The organism is Halomonas garicola (assembly GCF_055382465.1).
Genome location: NZ_AP043931.1, coordinates 2,529,776 through 2,546,342, shown reverse-complemented (window position 1 = coordinate 2,546,342; position 16,567 = coordinate 2,529,776). Strand labels below are relative to the sequence as shown.

The following is a 16,567-nucleotide window of genomic DNA, read 5'->3' as shown; positions in this document are numbered from 1 at the left end:
AGCCAATCACCCCGCGTTGCTGTAAGGAGTCATTCATGAGTCAGACAGTATTTTGCCGCAAGTATCAAAAGGACATGGAGGCGCTGCCGTTTCCGCCGCTGCCGGGCCAGAAGGGCCAGGAGATTCAGGCCAACGTGTCCAAGCAGGCATGGGAAGAGTGGCAGGCGCTGCAGACCCGCCTGATCAACGAAAAGCATCTCAATATGCTTGACCCCGAGTCCCGGGCCTATCTGATGGAGCAGATGGAGCGCTTTCTGGATAACCGCGAAACCGACCAGGCCGAAGGCTACGTTCCGCCCGAGGCGTAAGTGCCCGTGAATAGGCCGCACGGCGCATAGAACATAAGCCGCGGAAAGGAAAGGTAGAAACGAAAGAAAGTTTTACAAAGCGGTTGACGGAAGGCGCCGCTTTTAGTTTAATACGCACCGTTGGCGGCGGCCGGATAGCTCAGTTGGTAGAGCAGTGGATTGAAAATCCTCGTGTCGGCGGTTCGATTCCGTCTCCGGCCACCAACGTTGGGGTATCGCCAAGTGGTAAGGCACCGGTTTTTGGTATCGGCATGCGCAGGTTCGAATCCTGCTACCCCAGCCATTCGCCAACACGATTTCTTGTTGGATGTGCCCAAGGCATTGCGCCCCGGCACATTCGTTTCTCAAGAAACGCCATGCCGACATAGCTCAGTTGGTAGAGCAACTGACTTGTAATCAGTAGGTCCCGGGTTCGACTCCTGGTGTCGGCACCACTGCAAAGCCTTTGCAGTCAAAGCGTTAGAGAACACAAAAAAGCCGCCTTTCAGGGCGGCTTTTTTGTGTGTGTCAACAAAATGTCTACAGCGTAGACGCGGAGTCGCCGCATGAACCTGCCTTTTGCGCTACCGGGCGCGATGCCGGAGTATCTGAATCATCCGCTGGCATGGGGCCTTGGCGGGGTGCTGGCCCTGATGCTGCTGATCGCGCTGATCAAGCGGCTTATTCCTAAGCGGCGGGCCCGCTACCGGGCGCACGAGTTCCTGTTCACCCAGGCCGAGTGGCGCTTTGCCGGGGCGCTGCAAGAGGCCATCGGCAGCGATTGGCTGCTGATGGGCAAGGTCCGGATAGCGGATTTGCTCGCCGTGGAGCGCGATCCAAGACTCCCCCGGGGGGAGTGGCTGCGGGCGTTTTCGCGCATCAGCCAAAAGCACATCGACTATGTGCTGGTCGACCCGCAAAGCGGGCGGGTGATGTGCTGTATCGAGCTGGACGACGCTTCCCACGAGCGCCAGGACCGGCTCAAGCGGGACCGTTTCGTCAACGCGGCCTTTGCCCAGGCCGGGGTTCCGCTGCTGCGCATACCCACGGCCCGGCGCTACGAGGCGCAGGCGCTGCGCGAGCATATCCAGGCGGCGATTCGCGAGCGCCCGGCAAAGCCCGGGAAGCGCGGCCGCAAGAAGGCGGCCAAGAGGCGCTCGGCGTAGCGGCCGGCGGCGCCTCTACGCCTATAGTGCTAGGCGGCAGCGCTTTTACGTGCACAGTATTTCCTCTACTTTGAGGTTTGAGGACATACAAAATGATGCCAGACGCCGCGTTAGCGGTGAATATTGCTGCGGCTTCTGTCCCCCGGTATGTCGCCGGCACCGCGCCGGGAGATCCCCCGTCGAACAAGGAGAATGGCATGGCAGAGCCAACCACGTCGTCCGGGCAGCATCCGCCGCCCGTCGCTTCCCTGTCGTTTCGCTTTGGCGCGCTCGGCGCCGCCGTGCCGCTGGCGTTTTTCGTCATCTGGGCGATTACCATCAGCGTGCTCGGACTATCGTCGGAAATCGCCCTGGTCATGGGCGCGCTGTTCGGCATTGTGCTGGGGCTTTTCTGCTGCGCCAGCCGCTGGTCCGACTACGCCAACGGCCTGTTTGAAGGCATGACTCAGCCGGTGGGCGTGGTCGCCATCGTTGCCTGGTTCTTTGCCGGCATGTTTGCCCAGGTGCTGCAGGTGGGCGGCCTGGTCGAGGGCCTGGTGTGGCTCGGCGGCGTGTCCAACGTCACCGGCGGGCTCTTTGTGGCCATGACCTTTGTGCTCGCGGGGATCTTTTCCACCGCCGTGGGCACCGGCTACGGCACTACGGTTGCCTTTTGCACCCTGATGTATCCGGCCGGCGTGGCCGTGGGCAGTGACCCCACCATGCTGTTCGCCGCTATCCTCTCCGGAGCGATCTTCGGCGACAACCTCGCCCCGGTCTCGGACACCACCATCGTTTCGGCCACCACCCAGGGAGCCGACGTGCCAGGCGTCGTGCGCAGCCGCTTCAAGTATTCCATCGCCGCGGCGATCCCCACCGCCGTTCTGTTTGCCGTATTCGGCGGCGGGGGCGACGCAAGCTTTGCCGACCCGGCGGCTCTTGAGGAAATGATGGCCTCCACCGAGCCCATGGGGCTTTTGATGCTGGCGCCGTTTGCGCTGGTGCTGGTGCTGGCGCTGTCCGGCCAGCACCTGCTGACCTCACTCACCTGGGGCATTATTGCCTCGATACCGGTGATTCTGGTGGCCGGCACCGGCGCGCTTGGCGACATCGTTAGCTTTGACGCCGAGGCCGACACCGTGATGACCGGCGCGCTGGTGCAGGGCGTGAAAGGCTACGTCAATATGGCGATCCTGATTTTGCTGATCGTCGCCTCGGCCTACCTGCTCAAGCTGGGCGGCACCATGGAAGCGATCACCGGCAAGCTGGTGACCTGGATCAAGGACTCCGTGCGCAAGGCAGAGCTTGCCATCTGGGGGATCGTGGCGCTTTTGAACACCGCCATTACCATCAACACCGCCGCGGAAATCGCCGCCGCGCCCTTTGTGCGCGAGCTGGGCGAGCGCTACCGGCTCCACCGCTACCGCCGAGCCAACATGCTCGACGCCATGACTTCGGCGCTGGGCTATATTTTCCCCTGGGGCGCGCCGGTGCTGCTCGGCTGGTCGACCATCAGGCTGATGCAGGAAACCTACGAATGGCTGCCGAGCGTTGCACCCACCCAGGTATTTCCGTTCGTCTTCCAGGGCTGGCTGCTGGTTGCGATCATGCTGGTCGCGGCGCTCACCGGCTGGGGCCGGCGCTATGAAGGCCCCGGCGGCCAGGAGCTGAAAGAGCCGCCGGAAAACCCGACACACACCTAAGCCAACGGAGAAACAACCCCATGACCCAGGCGTTTCAGCGAGAGCTCAAGAGCCGGCTCGACGAGCTTCACGAAGAAGGCCTCTACAAGCACGAGCGCGAGCTGATGTCGCCCCAGCGGGCGCGGATCAGCGTAGCCCAGGGCGAGGTGATCAACTTCTGCGCCAACAACTACCTGGGGCTGGCCGACGACCCGGCGCTGATCAAGGCCGCCGAGCGCGGCCTGCACGAGCTGGGCCTGGGCATGGCCTCGGTGCGCTTTATCTGCGGCACCCACGCCGAGCACCGCCGGCTGGAGCATCGCCTGGCAGATTTTCTGGGCATGGACGACGCCATCCTCTATGCCTCCTGCTTTGACGCCAACGGTGGGCTGTTCGAGACGCTTTTGGGGCCCGAAGACGCGGTGATTTCCGACGCCCTCAACCACGCCTCGATCATCGATGGCATCCGCCTGTGCAAGGCCGGCCGCTACCGCTACGCCAACAACGACATGGCTGAGCTTGAGGCCCGACTGCAGGAGGCCGACGCCGCGGGCGCGCGCTTCAAGCTCATCGCCACCGACGGCGTGTTCTCCATGGACGGCGTGGTCGCCAACCTCACCGCCATCTGCGATCTCGCAGAAAGGTACGACGCCATGGTGATGATCGACGACTGCCACGCCACCGGCTTTCTCGGCGAGGGCGGCCGCGGCACCCACGAATACCACGGCGTCATGGGCCGGGTGGACATCATCACCACCACGCTTGGCAAGGCGCTGGGCGGCGCCTCGGGCGGGGTCACCGCCGCCCGCGGAGCGATTGCCGAATGGCTGCGCCAGCGCTCCCGGCCGTATCTGTTCTCCAACGCCCTGGCGCCGCCGATCGTCGCGGCAAGCCTTGAGGTGCTGGATAGGGTCGAGCAGGGCGGCGAGCTTCGCCGACGGCTGTGGGACAACGTCGCGCGCTTCCGCGAAGGTCTTGAGAAGGCGGGCTTCACCCTGACCGGCGCGGACCATCCGATCATCCCGGTAATGCTGGGCGACGCCCGGCTGGCCTCCACCTTCGCCGAGCGCCTGCTCGCCGAGGGCATCTACGTCATCGGCTTTTCCTACCCGGTAGTGCCCCGAGGGCAGGCGCGCATTCGCACCCAGATGTCGGCGGCGCACACGCCCGAGCAGATCGACGCGGCCTTGGAGGCCTTTACCCGTATCGGCCGCGAGCTGGAGGTCATCTCATGAAAGCCCTTGCCAAGAGCCGCGCCGAGCCCGGCATCTGGATGGTTGACGCACCCGTGCCCGTGCCCGGCCACAACGACGTGCTGATTAAAATCCGCCGCACCTCGATCTGCGGCACCGACCTGCACATCTACCACTGGGACGAGTGGGCGCAGAAAACCGTGCCGGTGCCGATGATCACCGGCCACGAATACAGCGGCGAGATCGTTGCTCTGGGCGAGGGCGTGGACGGCTTTGCCGTGGGCGACCGCGTTTCCGGCGAAGGCCACGTGACCTGCGGCTACTGCCGCAACTGCCGGGCCGGGCTGCGCCACCTGTGCCGCAACAGCATCGGCGTGGGCGTCAACCGCCAGGGCGCCTTTGCCGAGTACATGACGCTGCCCGCCTACAACCTGTTCAAGCTGCCCGACGACGTCTCCTTTGATCTGGCGGCGATTTTCGATCCCTTCGGCAACGCCGTGCACACCGCGCTGGCGTTTGACCTGGTGGGCGAGGACGTGCTGATCACCGGCGCTGGGCCCATCGGCATCATGGCCGCCGCCGTGGCCCGCCACGTAGGCGCGCGCCACGTGGTGATCACCGACGTCAACGACGAGCGCCTGGCCCTTGCCCGGCGCATGGGCGTGACCCGGGGCGTCAACGTCGCCCGGGAGTCTCTGGAAGACGTCATGGCCGAGCTTTCCATGAGCGAAGGCTTCGACGTGGCGCTGGAAATGTCCGGCGTGGCCTCGGCCATCGACCAGCTGCTCGACGCCATCAACCACGGCGGCAAGGTCGCCATGCTGGGGATCCCCCCGGGCGAGATGCCCATCGACTGGAGCCGGGTCATCTTCAAGGGGCTGACCATTCGCGGCATCTACGGCCGGGAAATGTTCGAGACCTGGTACAAGATGGCAAGCCTCATCCAGTCGGGGCTGGATCTCGAGCCGATCATCACCCACCGCCTGGCCATCGACGACTTCGAGCAGGCTTTTGCCGTGGTGGAAGAGGGCAGCTCGGGCAAGGTGGTGATGAGCTGGGACTAGGCGCGCACGTTCAAGCGCAGGAGTGAGCGAGGCCCGCGGCGACTTTTGCGCCGGGGCCGTTTATTGGGCATGCTGAACGTTCGTTATCACGCCGTTATTCACCCAGCCGGATGCCGCCCATGCTCACCCTTGTTCTCACCGCTGCCACCGCCATCCTGCTGGCCGCTACCACCCTGGGGCGCATTCCCGTTCACCAGTGGTGGGCGCGCGCCTGCGAGTTTCCCCGGCTGCAGATCGCAAGCCTTGCCGCGCTGTGCCTGGTGCTCTCGGCCTTTGCCGAGGCCGACGCGCGCCTGTGGCTGATGCTTGCCAACGCCCTGGTGGTGGCCGTGCAGCTGCACCGCATCCTGCCCTATACTCGGCTTGCCTCGATTACCGTGCAGCCCACCGACCCGGACGGCGACGAGGCGCGCTGCGTAACGCTGCTGGTAGCCAACGTGCTCACCCCCAACCGCCAGGCGCACCGGCTCACCGAGCAGATCAAGGCGCTCAAGCCCGACGTAGTGCTGACGCTTGAAAGCGACGACTGGTGGCAGGAGCAGCTGGACCCGGCGCTGGACGAAGGCTGGCCGCACAGCGTAAAAATTCCGCTGGACAACCTCTACGGCATGCACCTGTATTCCCGCCTGCCGCTGGAAGAGGCCGAGGTCAAGTGGCTGATCCAGGACGACATTCCATCCATACATACCTGGCTTGTGCTGCCCAACGGCGAGCGCGTCCGCTTTTATGCCCTGCACCCGCGCCCGCCGGCCCCCAGCGAAAGCGAAACCTCGCTGTGGCGCGACGGCGAGCTTTTGCTGGTGGGGCAGATGATTCATCGCGACCCGAAGCCCACGCTTGCCGCCGGCGATCTTAACGACGTGGCCTGGTCGCGCTCCACGCGGATGTTCTGCCGGGTGAGCCACATGCTGGACCCGCGCCGGGGGCGGGGCATGTTCAGCACCTTTCACGCCAAGTATCCGCTGTTGCGCTGGCCGCTGGATCATATCTTCGTCAGCGAGCACTTTACCCTGACCGCGATGCGCCGCCTCAAGTCCATCGGCTCGGACCATTTTCCCATCATGGCCACGCTCTGCCTGCAGCCCTCGCGCACCGATGAGAACGACGCCCCCGAGGCCGACGGCGACGACCGCGAAGAGGCCGCGGACACCGTTGGCGAGGCTCAGCGGCAAAGTCAGGATTAGCGCGCGGCATGCCGGGCTAGCCCGCTGCGGTGGCCGGGGCCTCGGGCAGCGGCAGGGTGCCGTGCATCTGGCGCGCTTTGAAAATGGTGCGAAACTGCGTGGGGTCGTGGGGCGTGAGGTCGTGCGCCGGCGGATTGACGTACACCACCAGCAGCCGCGAGAGCCAGTAGCGCAGCGCGGTCATGCTCAGCATGGTCGGCCACAGCGCGCGCTCGTCGGCGGTGAGCGCCCGGCGCGCCTGATAGGCGTTGATGATGACGTCGTGGCGCGCCTGATCCAGGCGGCCGTCTTCATCGGTGGCCCAGTCGTTGATCACGATGGCAAGATCAAACAGCAGGTCGCCGGTGCAGCCGTTGTAAAAATCGATGATGCCGCCGAGCCGATCGCCCTCGAACAGAGTGTTGTCGCGGAACAGGTCGCCGTGCAGCGCGCCCTGGGGCAGCTCACCCCGGGAGGCGAACTCGCCTTCGAAGTCGTCCACGGCGTTTTTCATCAGCGTCTGGTCTTCCTGGCGCAAAAAACCCAGCACCTTGTGGTGCATGGCCTGCAGCCAGCTCAAATCTCGTGGGTTGGGGCGGAGCCCGGAAAAATGCCGGGAGGTTTGATGCATCCGGCCAAGGGTATCGCCTATTACCCGGCACTGCTCCAGGTTGGGGTTTTCCGGGTGGCGGCCGGGCAGGCGCGGGAACAGCAGCGCCGGCTTGTCGGCCAGGCGCTTGAGCGCCACGCCGTCGCGGTCGTGAACCGGGCCGGGAATCGGCAGGCGATACGCGTCGAGGTAGTCGAGCAGGTCGACAAAAAACGGAAGCTCCTCCTGCTCGCCCTGTTCAAACAGCGTGAGCACCAGCTCGCAGCGGTCGGTGGTAACAAAAAACGTCGAATTTTCCGTGCCGCCGGCAACGCCCTGTAGCGACACGAAGCGGCCCACGTCAAAAGATTCCAGAAACGTAGCGACCTGCGCGTCGCCAAGCGGAGTGAATACAGCCATGAGAATCTCGCTCAGGTTGCCAAGCCTCGTATTGTAGCGGCTTGAACTCTGACTTGGCAGCGCTGCGGCGGTAGACCGCCGTCATGCCTTAGCCCCATACCCGGTGGAAAAGACGTCGGTGCTCGCCGGAGCGGCGGCACTGGGCGTATTATGGCCGGCAAGATTTTATCGCCCTTGTTTTCTGACCTCTCTCTTCGGCAACGGATACTGGCTATGGCTCGCGCACCGATCGTTTTAGTTGACGGCTCCTCCTACCTCTACCGGGCGTTTCACGCGCTGCCGGCGCTGACCACCTCCGCAGGTCAGCCAACCGGCGCGGTCAAGGGCGTGCTCAATATGCTCAAGCGCCTGATCAAGGACTATCCCGAAAGCCCCATGGCGGTGGTGTTTGACGCCCCGGGCAAAACCTTTCGCGACGCGCTTTATGAGGAGTACAAGGCGAACCGCCCGCCGATGCCCGACGACCTCAGAAGCCAGATTGAGCCGCTGCACCAGTGCGTCAGGGCGCTGGGGCTGCCGCTTTTGTGCATTGAGGGAGTCGAGGCCGACGACGTTATCGGCACGCTTGCCCGCCACGCCACCGATGCCGGTCGCGACGCGGTGATTTCCACCGGCGACAAGGACATGGCCCAGCTGGTCAACGACCATATTACGCTGGTCAACACCATGAAAAATGAAACCCTGGACGTCGCCGGCGTCGAGGACAAGTTCGGCCTGCCGCCGGAGCGGATCATCGACTTTCTCGCGCTCATGGGCGACAAGGTCGACAACATTCCCGGCGTACCCGGCGTCGGGGAGAAAACCGCGCTGGGGCTGCTGCAGGGCATGAACGGCGGGCTGGAGACCGTCTACGGCGATCTGGAGCGCGTCACCACGCTTGGCTTTCGCGGCGCCAAGACGCTGCCCAAAAAGCTCGAAGCGCACCGCGATCAGGCGTTCCTCTCCTTTGACCTTGCCACCATCAAGACCGACTGCGAGCTGCCCGCCGGCCTCGACGACCTGGAGATCGCCCACCCGGACCGCGACGCCCTGGTCGGGCTTTACCGCGAGCTTGAGTTCAAGCGCGAGCTTAACGAGCTGCTGGAAGGCCGGGACGAAGGCGTGGACGACGTTGTCGGCGGCACCCCCGCGCCCAGCGCCGCCGACGGCAGCGACAGCGGCGAAAGCGAGGGCCAGCCGACGGCCCAAAGCCAGCGGCAGGACGTGGTGATCACCACGCAACAGGAGCTTGACGCCTGGCTCGAACGGCTGAGCCGGGCCGAGCGCTTCTGCTTTGACCTGGAAACCACCAGCCTCAACTACATGGAGGCGGAAATCGTCGGCGTAGGCATCGCCCTTGAAGCCGGCGAGGCGGCGTATATTCCGCTGGCCCACGACTACCTCGACGCTCCGGACCAGCTCGATCGCCGCGCCGTGCTCGAAGCGCTGACGCCGATCTGGCAAAGCGCTGCCAAGACCAAAATCGGCCAGAACCTCAAGTACGATATTTCCGTGTTGGCAAGCTACGGCATCGAAGTGGCACCGCCGCTGGCCGACATCATGCTTGCGTCCTACGTGCTCAACTCCACCGCCACCCGCCACGACATGGACTCGCTGGCGCTGAAGTACCTGGGCGAGACCACCACGTCGTTCCAGGAGGTCGCGGGCAAGGGCGCCAAGCAGCTCACCTTCAACCAGGTAGCGCTGGAGCAGGCTGTGCCCTACGCCTGCGAGGACGTGGATATCACCCTGCGCCTGCTGGATACCCTAACGCCTCAGGTGGAAAAAGAAGGCCGGCTGGCGGAGGTGCTGGAGACCCTTGAGCTGCCGCTGATTCCGGTGCTCTCGCGCATGGAGCGCGCCGGTGTAGCGCTGGACGTGGAGCGCCTGCACGCCCAGAGCAAGGCGCTTGAGACGCGCATTCACGAGTTGGAGCAAAAGGCCTTTGAGCTTGCCGGGCGTGAGTTCAACTTAAGCTCGCCCAAGCAGCTGGGCGAGATCCTGTTTGACGAGCAGAAAATCCCCGTGCTCAAGAAAACCCCCAAGGGCGCACCGTCCACGGCGGAAGCCGTGCTCGAAGAGCTGGCGCTGGACTATCCGCTGCCCAAGGTCATCATCGAGCACCGGGGGTTTTCCAAGCTCAAGTCCACCTACACCGACAAGCTGCCCCGGCTGGTCAACCCCGCCACCGGGCGGGTGCACACCAGCTACCATCAGGCAGTGACCGCCACCGGGCGGCTGTCGTCGTCGGATCCCAACCTGCAGAACATCCCCATCCGCACCGAAGAAGGGCGCAAGATCCGCCAGGCGTTTACCGCACGTCCCGGCTATCGCGTGGTCGCCGCCGACTACTCCCAGATCGAGCTGCGCATCATGGCGCATCTGTCTGAAGACAAAGGCCTGCTCAAGGCCTTCGCCGAAGGCAAGGACATCCACGCCGCGACCGCCGCCGAGGTGTTCGGCCCGCCCCTGGACAAGGTCACCAGCGATCAGCGGCGCAGCGCCAAGGCCATCAACTTCGGGCTGATCTACGGCATGAGCGCCTGGGGGCTTTCCCGCCAGCTGCACATCGAGCGCAACCAGGCGCAGACCTACATCGACCGCTACTTTGACCGCTACCCAGGCGTGGGCCGCTACATGGAGCGCATCCGCGCCCAGGCCGCCGAGGACGGCTTCGTCGAAACCGTCGCCGGCCGGAGGCTCTACCTGCCCGAGATCAACGCCCAGAACCGCAACCGCCGCCAGGCCGCCGAGCGCACCGCGATCAACGCGCCCATGCAGGGCACCGCCGCGGACATCATCAAGCGCGCCATGATCGACGTCGACGCCTGGCTGCAGGAGGGCAAATTTGACGCGCTGATGGTGATGCAGGTCCACGACGAGCTCGTCTTCGAAGTCGCCGAAGACCGCATCGACGCCTTCAAGCAGGAAGTCGCCAAACGCATGGAAAACGCCGCCAGCCTAAGCGTCGCGCTCACCGTCGAAGCCGAAAGCGGCACCCACTGGGACGAAGCGCACTGATAGGGCAATAGAGCACCGGAAAATGGCGAATGGCAGCGCTGTGTTTTTGTAGGAGGCCGGCTGTGCCGGGCGAAGGCGCCGGAAGGCGCCTATGGCGTGTTATCCCAACACCTGCGGATTCAGCTGCCACACCGAATAGTTGAGCGCAGCGGCGAAGCTAATCCACAGCAGATAAGGCAAGAGAAGGGCACCGGCAAGCCGCTGCGCCCGCCAAAAAGCAACGATCGTCGCCGCGACCAGCACAATCAGCAGCAGGATATTGAAAACCCCAAGCGCGCCCTGGTGCCAGACGAAGAACACCCAGCTCCACAGCGCGTTTACCGCAAGCTGCACGAGAAACAGCGTCAGCGCCCACCGCTGGCGCTGAAATCCGCCCAGCCGCCAGACCAGCCAGGCGGCAATGCCCATCAGCGCGTAAAGCGTCGTCCACACCGGCCCAAAGATTGAGGCGGGCGGCGCCCAGTCAGGCTGCACAAGCTGACCGTAGAAGGCGCTGGCCTGTATCGAGGCAACAGCTCCTACGGCAGACGCCGCAAAGCTCACCGTCAGCCAGCCGAGTAGGCCAAGTGCTTGCTTCTTTTTCGAGAGTGGTGGCATAGGGAACTCCGGTTGTTCGTTAAATCCAAGGTTAAAGATTCTTTCACAGGGGGCGGTTGCCGATAAAACTTTGCTGACGCTAACCTCCCCCATCTACCCCGGCGGCTTCAGGCCGGCATCGCTTGCCTTTTCGCTCATCCACTGGAGGGGAATATCGGCCAGCGGGTCGTCGCCGTAGCCGCCGCCGACGTTGGCGTGGGCGCCGATGAACCAGCGCTGTTCGACCTCTCGGTTTCCCGGCTTTTTCCGCCCGTCCCGGCTGACCCACAGGGGCACTTCGTAGGCGGCGCGGTGTTCGTCAAGCGCTACCGCGTGGTAGGCGTAATCCACGATGCTGGAAAGTTCGGTATCGTGCCACGAATACTTGCGCTGCTCGGTAAACCGCGTCCCCGGCACGCCCAGCGCGCCGACGGTATCCCATACGCCGATGAAGTGAATCCGCGGCGTGCGGCCGTAGTGGCGTTTGAATATGTCGCACGGCTCGTCGTCGGGTTTTAGCTTTTTATCCCGGTAGATTTCCTCGGCCCTGTCCAGCAGGCCGGGCGTAACAATGCGCAACAGCCCGCACTTGCGGATCAGCCCGGCCAGGCTTCTGGCCGTATAGGCTCCGCGGCTGAAGCCGAATATCCAGATGTCGTCGCCTTCGGCATAGCGCCTGGCAAGCCAGTCGTAGCCTTGCCGTAAATTCTTGCTCAGACCATAGCCAAACGCCCCGCCGGCAAGGCGCACGAACTTTCCATTGCCTACGCCCGGGTCGTAGAAAAACCGCTGCCGGATATCGCCGTCGTACTCATGGATATGCTGGGCCAGGCGAAAGACGTTGGTGCGGTCTTGGGGGTCGTTCCAGGTGCCGTCGAAAAAGAGGATCAGCCTTTGTTTTGTCATGGTGGCTCCTGCTTTGAAAGATACGGCGTCATCGCTTGGCCGCTTTTGTGCGGGCGATGTACCGGTTACCTTCAGCGTAGGCAGGGCGGGGCGTTTAGTCAGTGAGGGCAAGCAAGGGTTTGGTGAAGATTCGAGCGGGGCTTGAGCACCGCTGAGTTGGCGCACAATGGCGACAAGCGCCGCTGTCCTCTACCATCAACAGCTCATTCAATATAATAAGGATAGGCTTGTGGATCGATATCATTCTACGGCCCGCGCCGTGGCGCCGGGCCGCGCGTTTCCGCTCAAGGGACTGGCCGCCGGCGTGCTGGCGGGTACGCTGCTGCTGTCGCCGTTTGCCATGGCCCAGGAGGCCATTCTCGAAGGCGAGCGCTTTCATCCCCAGGAGAGCTCTCAGGGCATGGTGGCCACCAGCCATACGCTGGCGTCCGAAGTGTCGCGCGACGTGCTGGCGAACGGCGGTAATGCCGTTGACGCCGCCGTGACCGCGGGCTTCGCGCTGGCCGTGACCCAGCCGCGCTCGGGTAACATCGGCGGCGGCGGCTTCATGCTGATTTCCGACGAGGACAGCGGCGAGGTTATCGCCATCGACTATCGCGAGACCGCACCCAGCGGCGCTACCGAGACCATGTTCCAGGACGAGGAGGGCGACGCCGTCACCGACCGCTCGCGCTACACCCACCTGGCCTCCGGCGTGCCGGGCACCGTTGCCGGTCTGGCGCTGGCGCTGGAAGAGTACGGCACCCTGAGCCTTGCCGAAGCGCTGGCGCCGGCCATTCGCCTGGCCGAGGACGGCTTTGCCGTGCCGCCGCGCTTCGTCAAGGGCCTGGAAGACACCCGTGAGCGCTTTGAGCCTTGGGACTCCAGCATGGCGAAATTCTTCAAGGAGGACGGCTCTTCCTACCAGGCCGGCGAGATATTTCGCCAGCCGGAGCTCGCCGCCACGCTCAAGCGCATCGCCGAGGAGGGCGCCAGCGAGTTCTACGAAGGGGAAACGGCCCGCCTGCTGGTCGACGAAATGGACAAGCACGGCGGCCTGATGACCATGGACGACCTGGCCGGCTACGAGCCGGTGATTCGCGAGCCCAGCCACGGCACCTACCGCGAGCACGACATCTACGCCATGAGCCCGCCCTCGTCCGGCGGTGCCCATATCGTGCAGATGCTCAACGTGCTGGAGGACTTCCCCATCGGTGAGATGGGCTTTGGCGCCGCCGACACCATGCACGTCATGGCCGAGGCGATGAAGCGCGCCTACGCCGACCGCGCCGAGTACCTGGGCGATACCGATTTCGTCGATGTGCCGCTCGGCGGCATCACCTCCACCGACTATGCCGACGAGCTGCGCGAGCAGATCGACATGGACCGGGCCACGCCCAGCGACGAGATTAGCGCAGGCGAGCCCACCGCCTACGAGTCCAGCGAAACCACGCACTTTTCGGTGGTCGACGACAGCGGCCTGGCGGTCTCCAACACCTACACCATCAACTTCAGCTACGGCTCGGGCATCGTGGTGGATGGCGCGGGCTTTCTGCTCAACAACGAGATGGACGACTTCTCGGCCAAGCCCGGCGTGCCCAACGCTTACGGGCTGATCGGCGGCGAGGCCAACAAGGTCGAGCCCGGCAAGCGCATGCTGTCGTCGATGACCCCGACCATCGTCAAGAAGGACGGCAAGAACTTCCTGATCACCGGCAGCCCCGGCGGCTCGCGCATCATCACCACCACGCTGCAGGTGCTGATGAACGTCATCGACCACGACATGAACGTTCAGTCGGCGGTCAGCGCGCCGCGCATGCACCACCAGTGGCTGCCCGATGAAATCCGTGTGGAAGCCGGCTTCAGCCCGGATACCCTGGAGCTGCTGGAGCAGCGCGGCCACACCATCAGCCATCAATCCGCCATGGGCGCCGCCCAGTCCATCGTCATTGAGGACGGTGTCTTCTACGGCGGCGCCGATCCGCGGCGCTCTACGTCCTCGGCGATCGGCCTCTAAAGCAGCCGTTACGCCATAGTCGACCAGCCGGTCGCGCCTGGTTCCTGATTCCCGGTGGGTTATCTTCCCGGGCCAGAGCCGGGCGCGGCCGGTTTTTGTGCGCGACCGAACACACAACAGTCGGGAACGATTCACATTCATCTTGACTAGAAACAGGATGCACTTGAGAATGAGTCGCTTTCATAAGCCATCCCCCTGACTTATTTTACAAAAAGCACTCATAAGGATCTGACAAGTGAATTCTGGTATTACCGCGACCCGCCGTTCGCCCTACCGCGCCTTTGCCACCGCCGCGAGCTTCGCTGTGGCCTCCACCAGCCTGCCGGCCATGGCGCAGTCTACCGAAACCACCGAGCTTGATGCCGTCACCGTGGTCGGCGAGAAGAATACCGGCAACAAGGTTGAATATTCCGCCTCGGACAAGTTCGTCAAGCCGCTGCTGGATACCCCGCAAACCGTGACCGCGGTGCCGGAAAAGGTCATCGAGGAGCAGCAGGCGCTGAGCCTGCGCCGGGTGCTGTCCAACGTCTCGGGCATTACCTTTGACGCCGGCGAGGGCGGCGGCGGCTCCGGCGACAAAATCAACATCCGCGGCTTCAGCGCCAACGCCAACATGAAGGTGGACGGCCTGCGCGACAGCAGCCAGAACAACCGCACCGACATGTTCAACGTCGAGCGGGTCGAAGTGATCAAGGGCCCAAGCTCGGTCTTCGGCGGCGCGGGAACCAGCGGCGGAGTGGTCAACATGATCAGCAAGACCCCGCAGCAGCGCGACTTCGTCGACGCAAGCGTGGGGATCGGCACCGACAGCTATCACCGCACCACGCTCGACGCCAACCAGACCCTTGAAGGGCTGGGCACCGACAGCGCCTTCCGCCTGAACCTGATGGCTCACGAAAACGACAAGCCGGGACGCGACGACATCGAGGAGGAGCGCTTCGGCATCGCACCGTCGCTGACCGTGGGGCTGAACGACACCACCCGCGCGACGTTTTCCTACGTCCACCAGGAAGACGACAACCTGCTGGACTATGGGCTGCCCGCCAAAGACGGTGAGGTGCTGCCGGGGATCGACCACGAGGCCTACTACGGCTGGCGCAACCTCGACGGCGAAGACATCACAAGCGACAGCGCTACCCTTCAGGTCGAGCACGATTTCACCGCCGCAACCCGGCTGGAAAACAAGACCCGCTATACGCACCTCGACCGCGATACCACCATCTCCGCGCCGCATACGGACATGGAAGGGCTTGCGCCCGGGCGCTACAAGCCCGCCGGCCCCCAGGCCTACCGCCGCGACGTGACCACCGAGATGTGGATCAACCAGACCCAGCTGAGCACGAGCTTCGACACCGGCTCGCTCAAGCACGAGCTGCTGGTGGGCGCCGAATTCTCCCGGGAAACCTACGACCGCACCGCTTCCAACCTGGGGTTGGGGTCGGACGCCCACCCGTACCCTGACGGCGGCTACGACATCGGCAACCCGCCCGGGCGCTGGGACGGCGGCACCACCTACACGCCCCGCGGCGCTAACGAAGCGACGCTGAACAACCAGGCGATCTACGCCTTCGACACCGTGAGCTTCAACCCCCAGTGGGACCTGACCCTGGGCCTGCGCCACGACTGGATCGACGGCGAAGCCGTGGACAAGGACGACAACCAGCGCACCCGCACCAGCGACAAGGAGCTGAGCGGCCGCGCCGGCGTGGTCTACAAGCCGGCCGATAACGGCCGGGTGTACCTGGCCTACGGCACCTCGTTCAGCCCCTCGGCGGAAAACCTCGCCACCTCCGGCGGCCTGCCCCGGGGCGACGGCGGGGAAAGCCTCTCCCCGGAGAAGAGCAAGACCTGGGAGCTGGGCGCCAAGTGGGAGCTGATGAACGGCCGGCTGGGGCTAACCGGCGCGCTGTTCCGTGTGGACAAGGACGACGTGCGCGAGCGCGACGCCAACGGCGACCTTTATCTGGCCGGCGAGCAGCGCGTGCAGGGCGTGGAGCTGGGCATGACCGGCGAGCTGACCGATGCCTGGGACGTTTACGCCAACTACACCTACCTGGACAGCGAAACCCGCGAGTCCATCGCCGGCGCCCAGACCAACGGCCGCGACCCCGAAGGGCACTCCCTGGGCAACACCCCGGAGCACAGCCTGAGCCTGTGGTCGACCTACGACATCACTAACGCCGTGCAGGTAGGCTACGGCGCCCAGTACGTGGACGAGCGCCACGTGGCCTCGGACGTGGCCGCCAAGGTGGACGACTACTGGCTGCACAACGCCATGGTGGCCTACCGCTTCAACGACCAGCTGAGCGCTCAGCTCAACGTCAACAACCTCTTTGACGAGGAATACGTTGACGGCGTGCGCGGCCGTCCGGGTACCGATTCCCGGGGCTCCGCGGTGGAGATCGGCGACGGCCGTTCGGGGGTGCTGACGCTGGACTATCGTTTTTAAAAATCGGTTTGAAAGGCCGCTGTTAAGGGCGATTGCCAGACGCCGACATTCGATTGATGCCAACCAACCCCGGCCCGGCGGCCTTTCAAGGCGCCGG

General features: G+C 64.4%; 12 protein-coding genes and 3 tRNA genes. 12 read left to right on the top strand and 3 right to left on the bottom strand.

Annotation, left to right across the window (positions count from 1 at the left end; genetic code table 11):
• Positions 1-35: 35 nt before the first annotated feature.
• The 9 genes from ACZ46Y_RS12245 to ACZ46Y_RS12205 all read left to right on the top strand — a co-directional run bounded on the left by ACZ46Y_RS12245 (position 36) and on the right by ACZ46Y_RS12205 (position 6,555).
• Positions 36-308 carry an oxidative damage protection protein gene (locus tag ACZ46Y_RS12245; protein ID WP_311952473.1) on the top strand — a complete coding sequence of 91 codons (273 nt, stop codon included), beginning with the start codon at positions 36-38 and terminating at the stop codon, positions 306-308.
• A gap of 128 nt (positions 309-436) precedes the next feature.
• Positions 437-512 (top strand) — tRNA-Phe (locus ACZ46Y_RS12240).
• Positions 513-516: 4 nt separating this feature from the next.
• A tRNA-Gln gene (locus tag ACZ46Y_RS12235) sits at positions 517-591 on the top strand.
• A gap of 75 nt (positions 592-666) precedes the next feature.
• Positions 667-742 (top strand) — tRNA-Thr (locus tag ACZ46Y_RS12230).
• Positions 743-853: 111 nt separating this feature from the next.
• On the top strand, positions 854-1,453 hold the full coding sequence (locus ACZ46Y_RS12225) for a DUF2726 domain-containing protein (protein WP_311952470.1): 600 nt from the start codon (positions 854-856) through the stop codon (positions 1,451-1,453).
• 197 nt (positions 1,454-1,650) lie between these two features.
• A complete protein-coding gene (locus tag ACZ46Y_RS12220) occupies positions 1,651-3,135 on the top strand; it encodes a Na+/H+ antiporter NhaC family protein (protein ID WP_311952467.1) in 1,485 nt (494 codons plus the stop codon).
• A 20-nt stretch (positions 3,136-3,155) separates the two neighbouring features.
• On the top strand, positions 3,156-4,349 hold the full coding sequence (locus tag ACZ46Y_RS12215) for a glycine C-acetyltransferase (RefSeq protein ID WP_311952463.1): 1,194 nt from the start codon (positions 3,156-3,158) through the stop codon (positions 4,347-4,349).
• Entirely contained in the window at positions 4,346-5,371 is a 1,026-nt protein-coding gene (tdh, locus tag ACZ46Y_RS12210; RefSeq protein ID WP_311952460.1) for an L-threonine 3-dehydrogenase, read from the top strand. Before ACZ46Y_RS12215 ends, tdh begins: the two co-directional genes overlap by 4 nt.
• Before the next feature lie 119 nt (positions 5,372-5,490).
• The gene (locus ACZ46Y_RS12205) at positions 5,491-6,555 is read left to right on the top strand and encodes an endonuclease/exonuclease/phosphatase family protein (RefSeq protein WP_311952456.1); all 1,065 of its coding nucleotides are present in this window, start codon (positions 5,491-5,493) and stop codon (positions 6,553-6,555) included.
• 16 nt (positions 6,556-6,571) lie between these two features.
• Here ACZ46Y_RS12205 and ACZ46Y_RS12200 read toward each other — a convergent pair whose 3' ends face one another.
• Entirely contained in the window at positions 6,572-7,543 is a 972-nt protein-coding gene (locus ACZ46Y_RS12200; RefSeq protein WP_311952452.1) for a homoserine kinase, read from the bottom strand.
• Between the two features lie 213 nt (positions 7,544-7,756).
• On the opposite strand from ACZ46Y_RS12200, the gene polA reads away from it, so the two are divergent.
• Positions 7,757-10,543 (top strand): DNA polymerase I, encoded by a 2,787-nt coding sequence (polA, locus tag ACZ46Y_RS12195; RefSeq protein ID WP_311952449.1) that lies wholly within the window; start codon positions 7,757-7,759, stop codon positions 10,541-10,543.
• Positions 10,544-10,642: 99 nt separating this feature from the next.
• Here polA and ACZ46Y_RS12190 read toward each other — a convergent pair whose 3' ends face one another.
• Positions 10,643-11,140 (bottom strand): TspO/MBR family protein, encoded by a 498-nt coding sequence (locus ACZ46Y_RS12190; protein ID WP_464380041.1) that lies wholly within the window; start codon positions 11,138-11,140, stop codon positions 10,643-10,645.
• A 93-nt stretch (positions 11,141-11,233) separates the two neighbouring features.
• A complete protein-coding gene (locus tag ACZ46Y_RS12185) occupies positions 11,234-12,025 on the bottom strand; it encodes a DUF2235 domain-containing protein (RefSeq protein ID WP_311952442.1) in 792 nt (263 codons plus the stop codon).
• A gap of 304 nt (positions 12,026-12,329) precedes the next feature.
• Here ACZ46Y_RS12185 and ggt point away from each other — a divergent pair, with 304 nt between their 5' ends.
• Both ggt and ACZ46Y_RS12175 read left to right on the top strand, forming a co-directional pair.
• Positions 12,330-14,021, top strand: a complete 1,692-nt coding sequence (ggt, locus tag ACZ46Y_RS12180) for a gamma-glutamyltransferase (RefSeq protein WP_311952560.1) — start codon at positions 12,330-12,332, stop codon at positions 14,019-14,021.
• Positions 14,022-14,256: 235 nt separating this feature from the next.
• A complete protein-coding gene (locus ACZ46Y_RS12175) occupies positions 14,257-16,470 on the top strand; it encodes a TonB-dependent receptor (protein WP_311952440.1) in 2,214 nt (737 codons plus the stop codon).
• Positions 16,471-16,567: the final 97 nt, after the last annotated feature.

Bases quoted from the DNA above. Each gene is read 5' to 3' on its own strand.
- ACZ46Y_RS12245 (WP_311952473.1), top strand. From the start codon at position 36: ATGAGTCAGACAGTATTTTGCCGCAAGTATCAAAAGGACATGGAGGCG.
- ACZ46Y_RS12225 (WP_311952470.1), top strand. From the start codon at position 854: ATGAACCTGCCTTTTGCGCTACCGGGCGCGATGCCGGAGTATCTGAAT.
- ACZ46Y_RS12220 (WP_311952467.1), top strand. From the start codon at position 1,651: ATGGCAGAGCCAACCACGTCGTCCGGGCAGCATCCGCCGCCCGTCGCT.
- ACZ46Y_RS12215 (WP_311952463.1), top strand. From the start codon at position 3,156: ATGACCCAGGCGTTTCAGCGAGAGCTCAAGAGCCGGCTCGACGAGCTT.
- tdh (WP_311952460.1), top strand. From the start codon at position 4,346: ATGAAAGCCCTTGCCAAGAGCCGCGCCGAGCCCGGCATCTGGATGGTT.
- ACZ46Y_RS12205 (WP_311952456.1), top strand. From the start codon at position 5,491: ATGCTCACCCTTGTTCTCACCGCTGCCACCGCCATCCTGCTGGCCGCT.
- ACZ46Y_RS12200 (WP_311952452.1), bottom strand. From the start codon at position 7,543: ATGGCTGTATTCACTCCGCTTGGCGACGCGCAGGTCGCTACGTTTCTG.
- polA (WP_311952449.1), top strand. From the start codon at position 7,757: ATGGCTCGCGCACCGATCGTTTTAGTTGACGGCTCCTCCTACCTCTAC.
- ACZ46Y_RS12190 (WP_464380041.1), bottom strand. From the start codon at position 11,140: ATGCCACCACTCTCGAAAAAGAAGCAAGCACTTGGCCTACTCGGCTGG.
- ACZ46Y_RS12185 (WP_311952442.1), bottom strand. From the start codon at position 12,025: ATGACAAAACAAAGGCTGATCCTCTTTTTCGACGGCACCTGGAACGAC.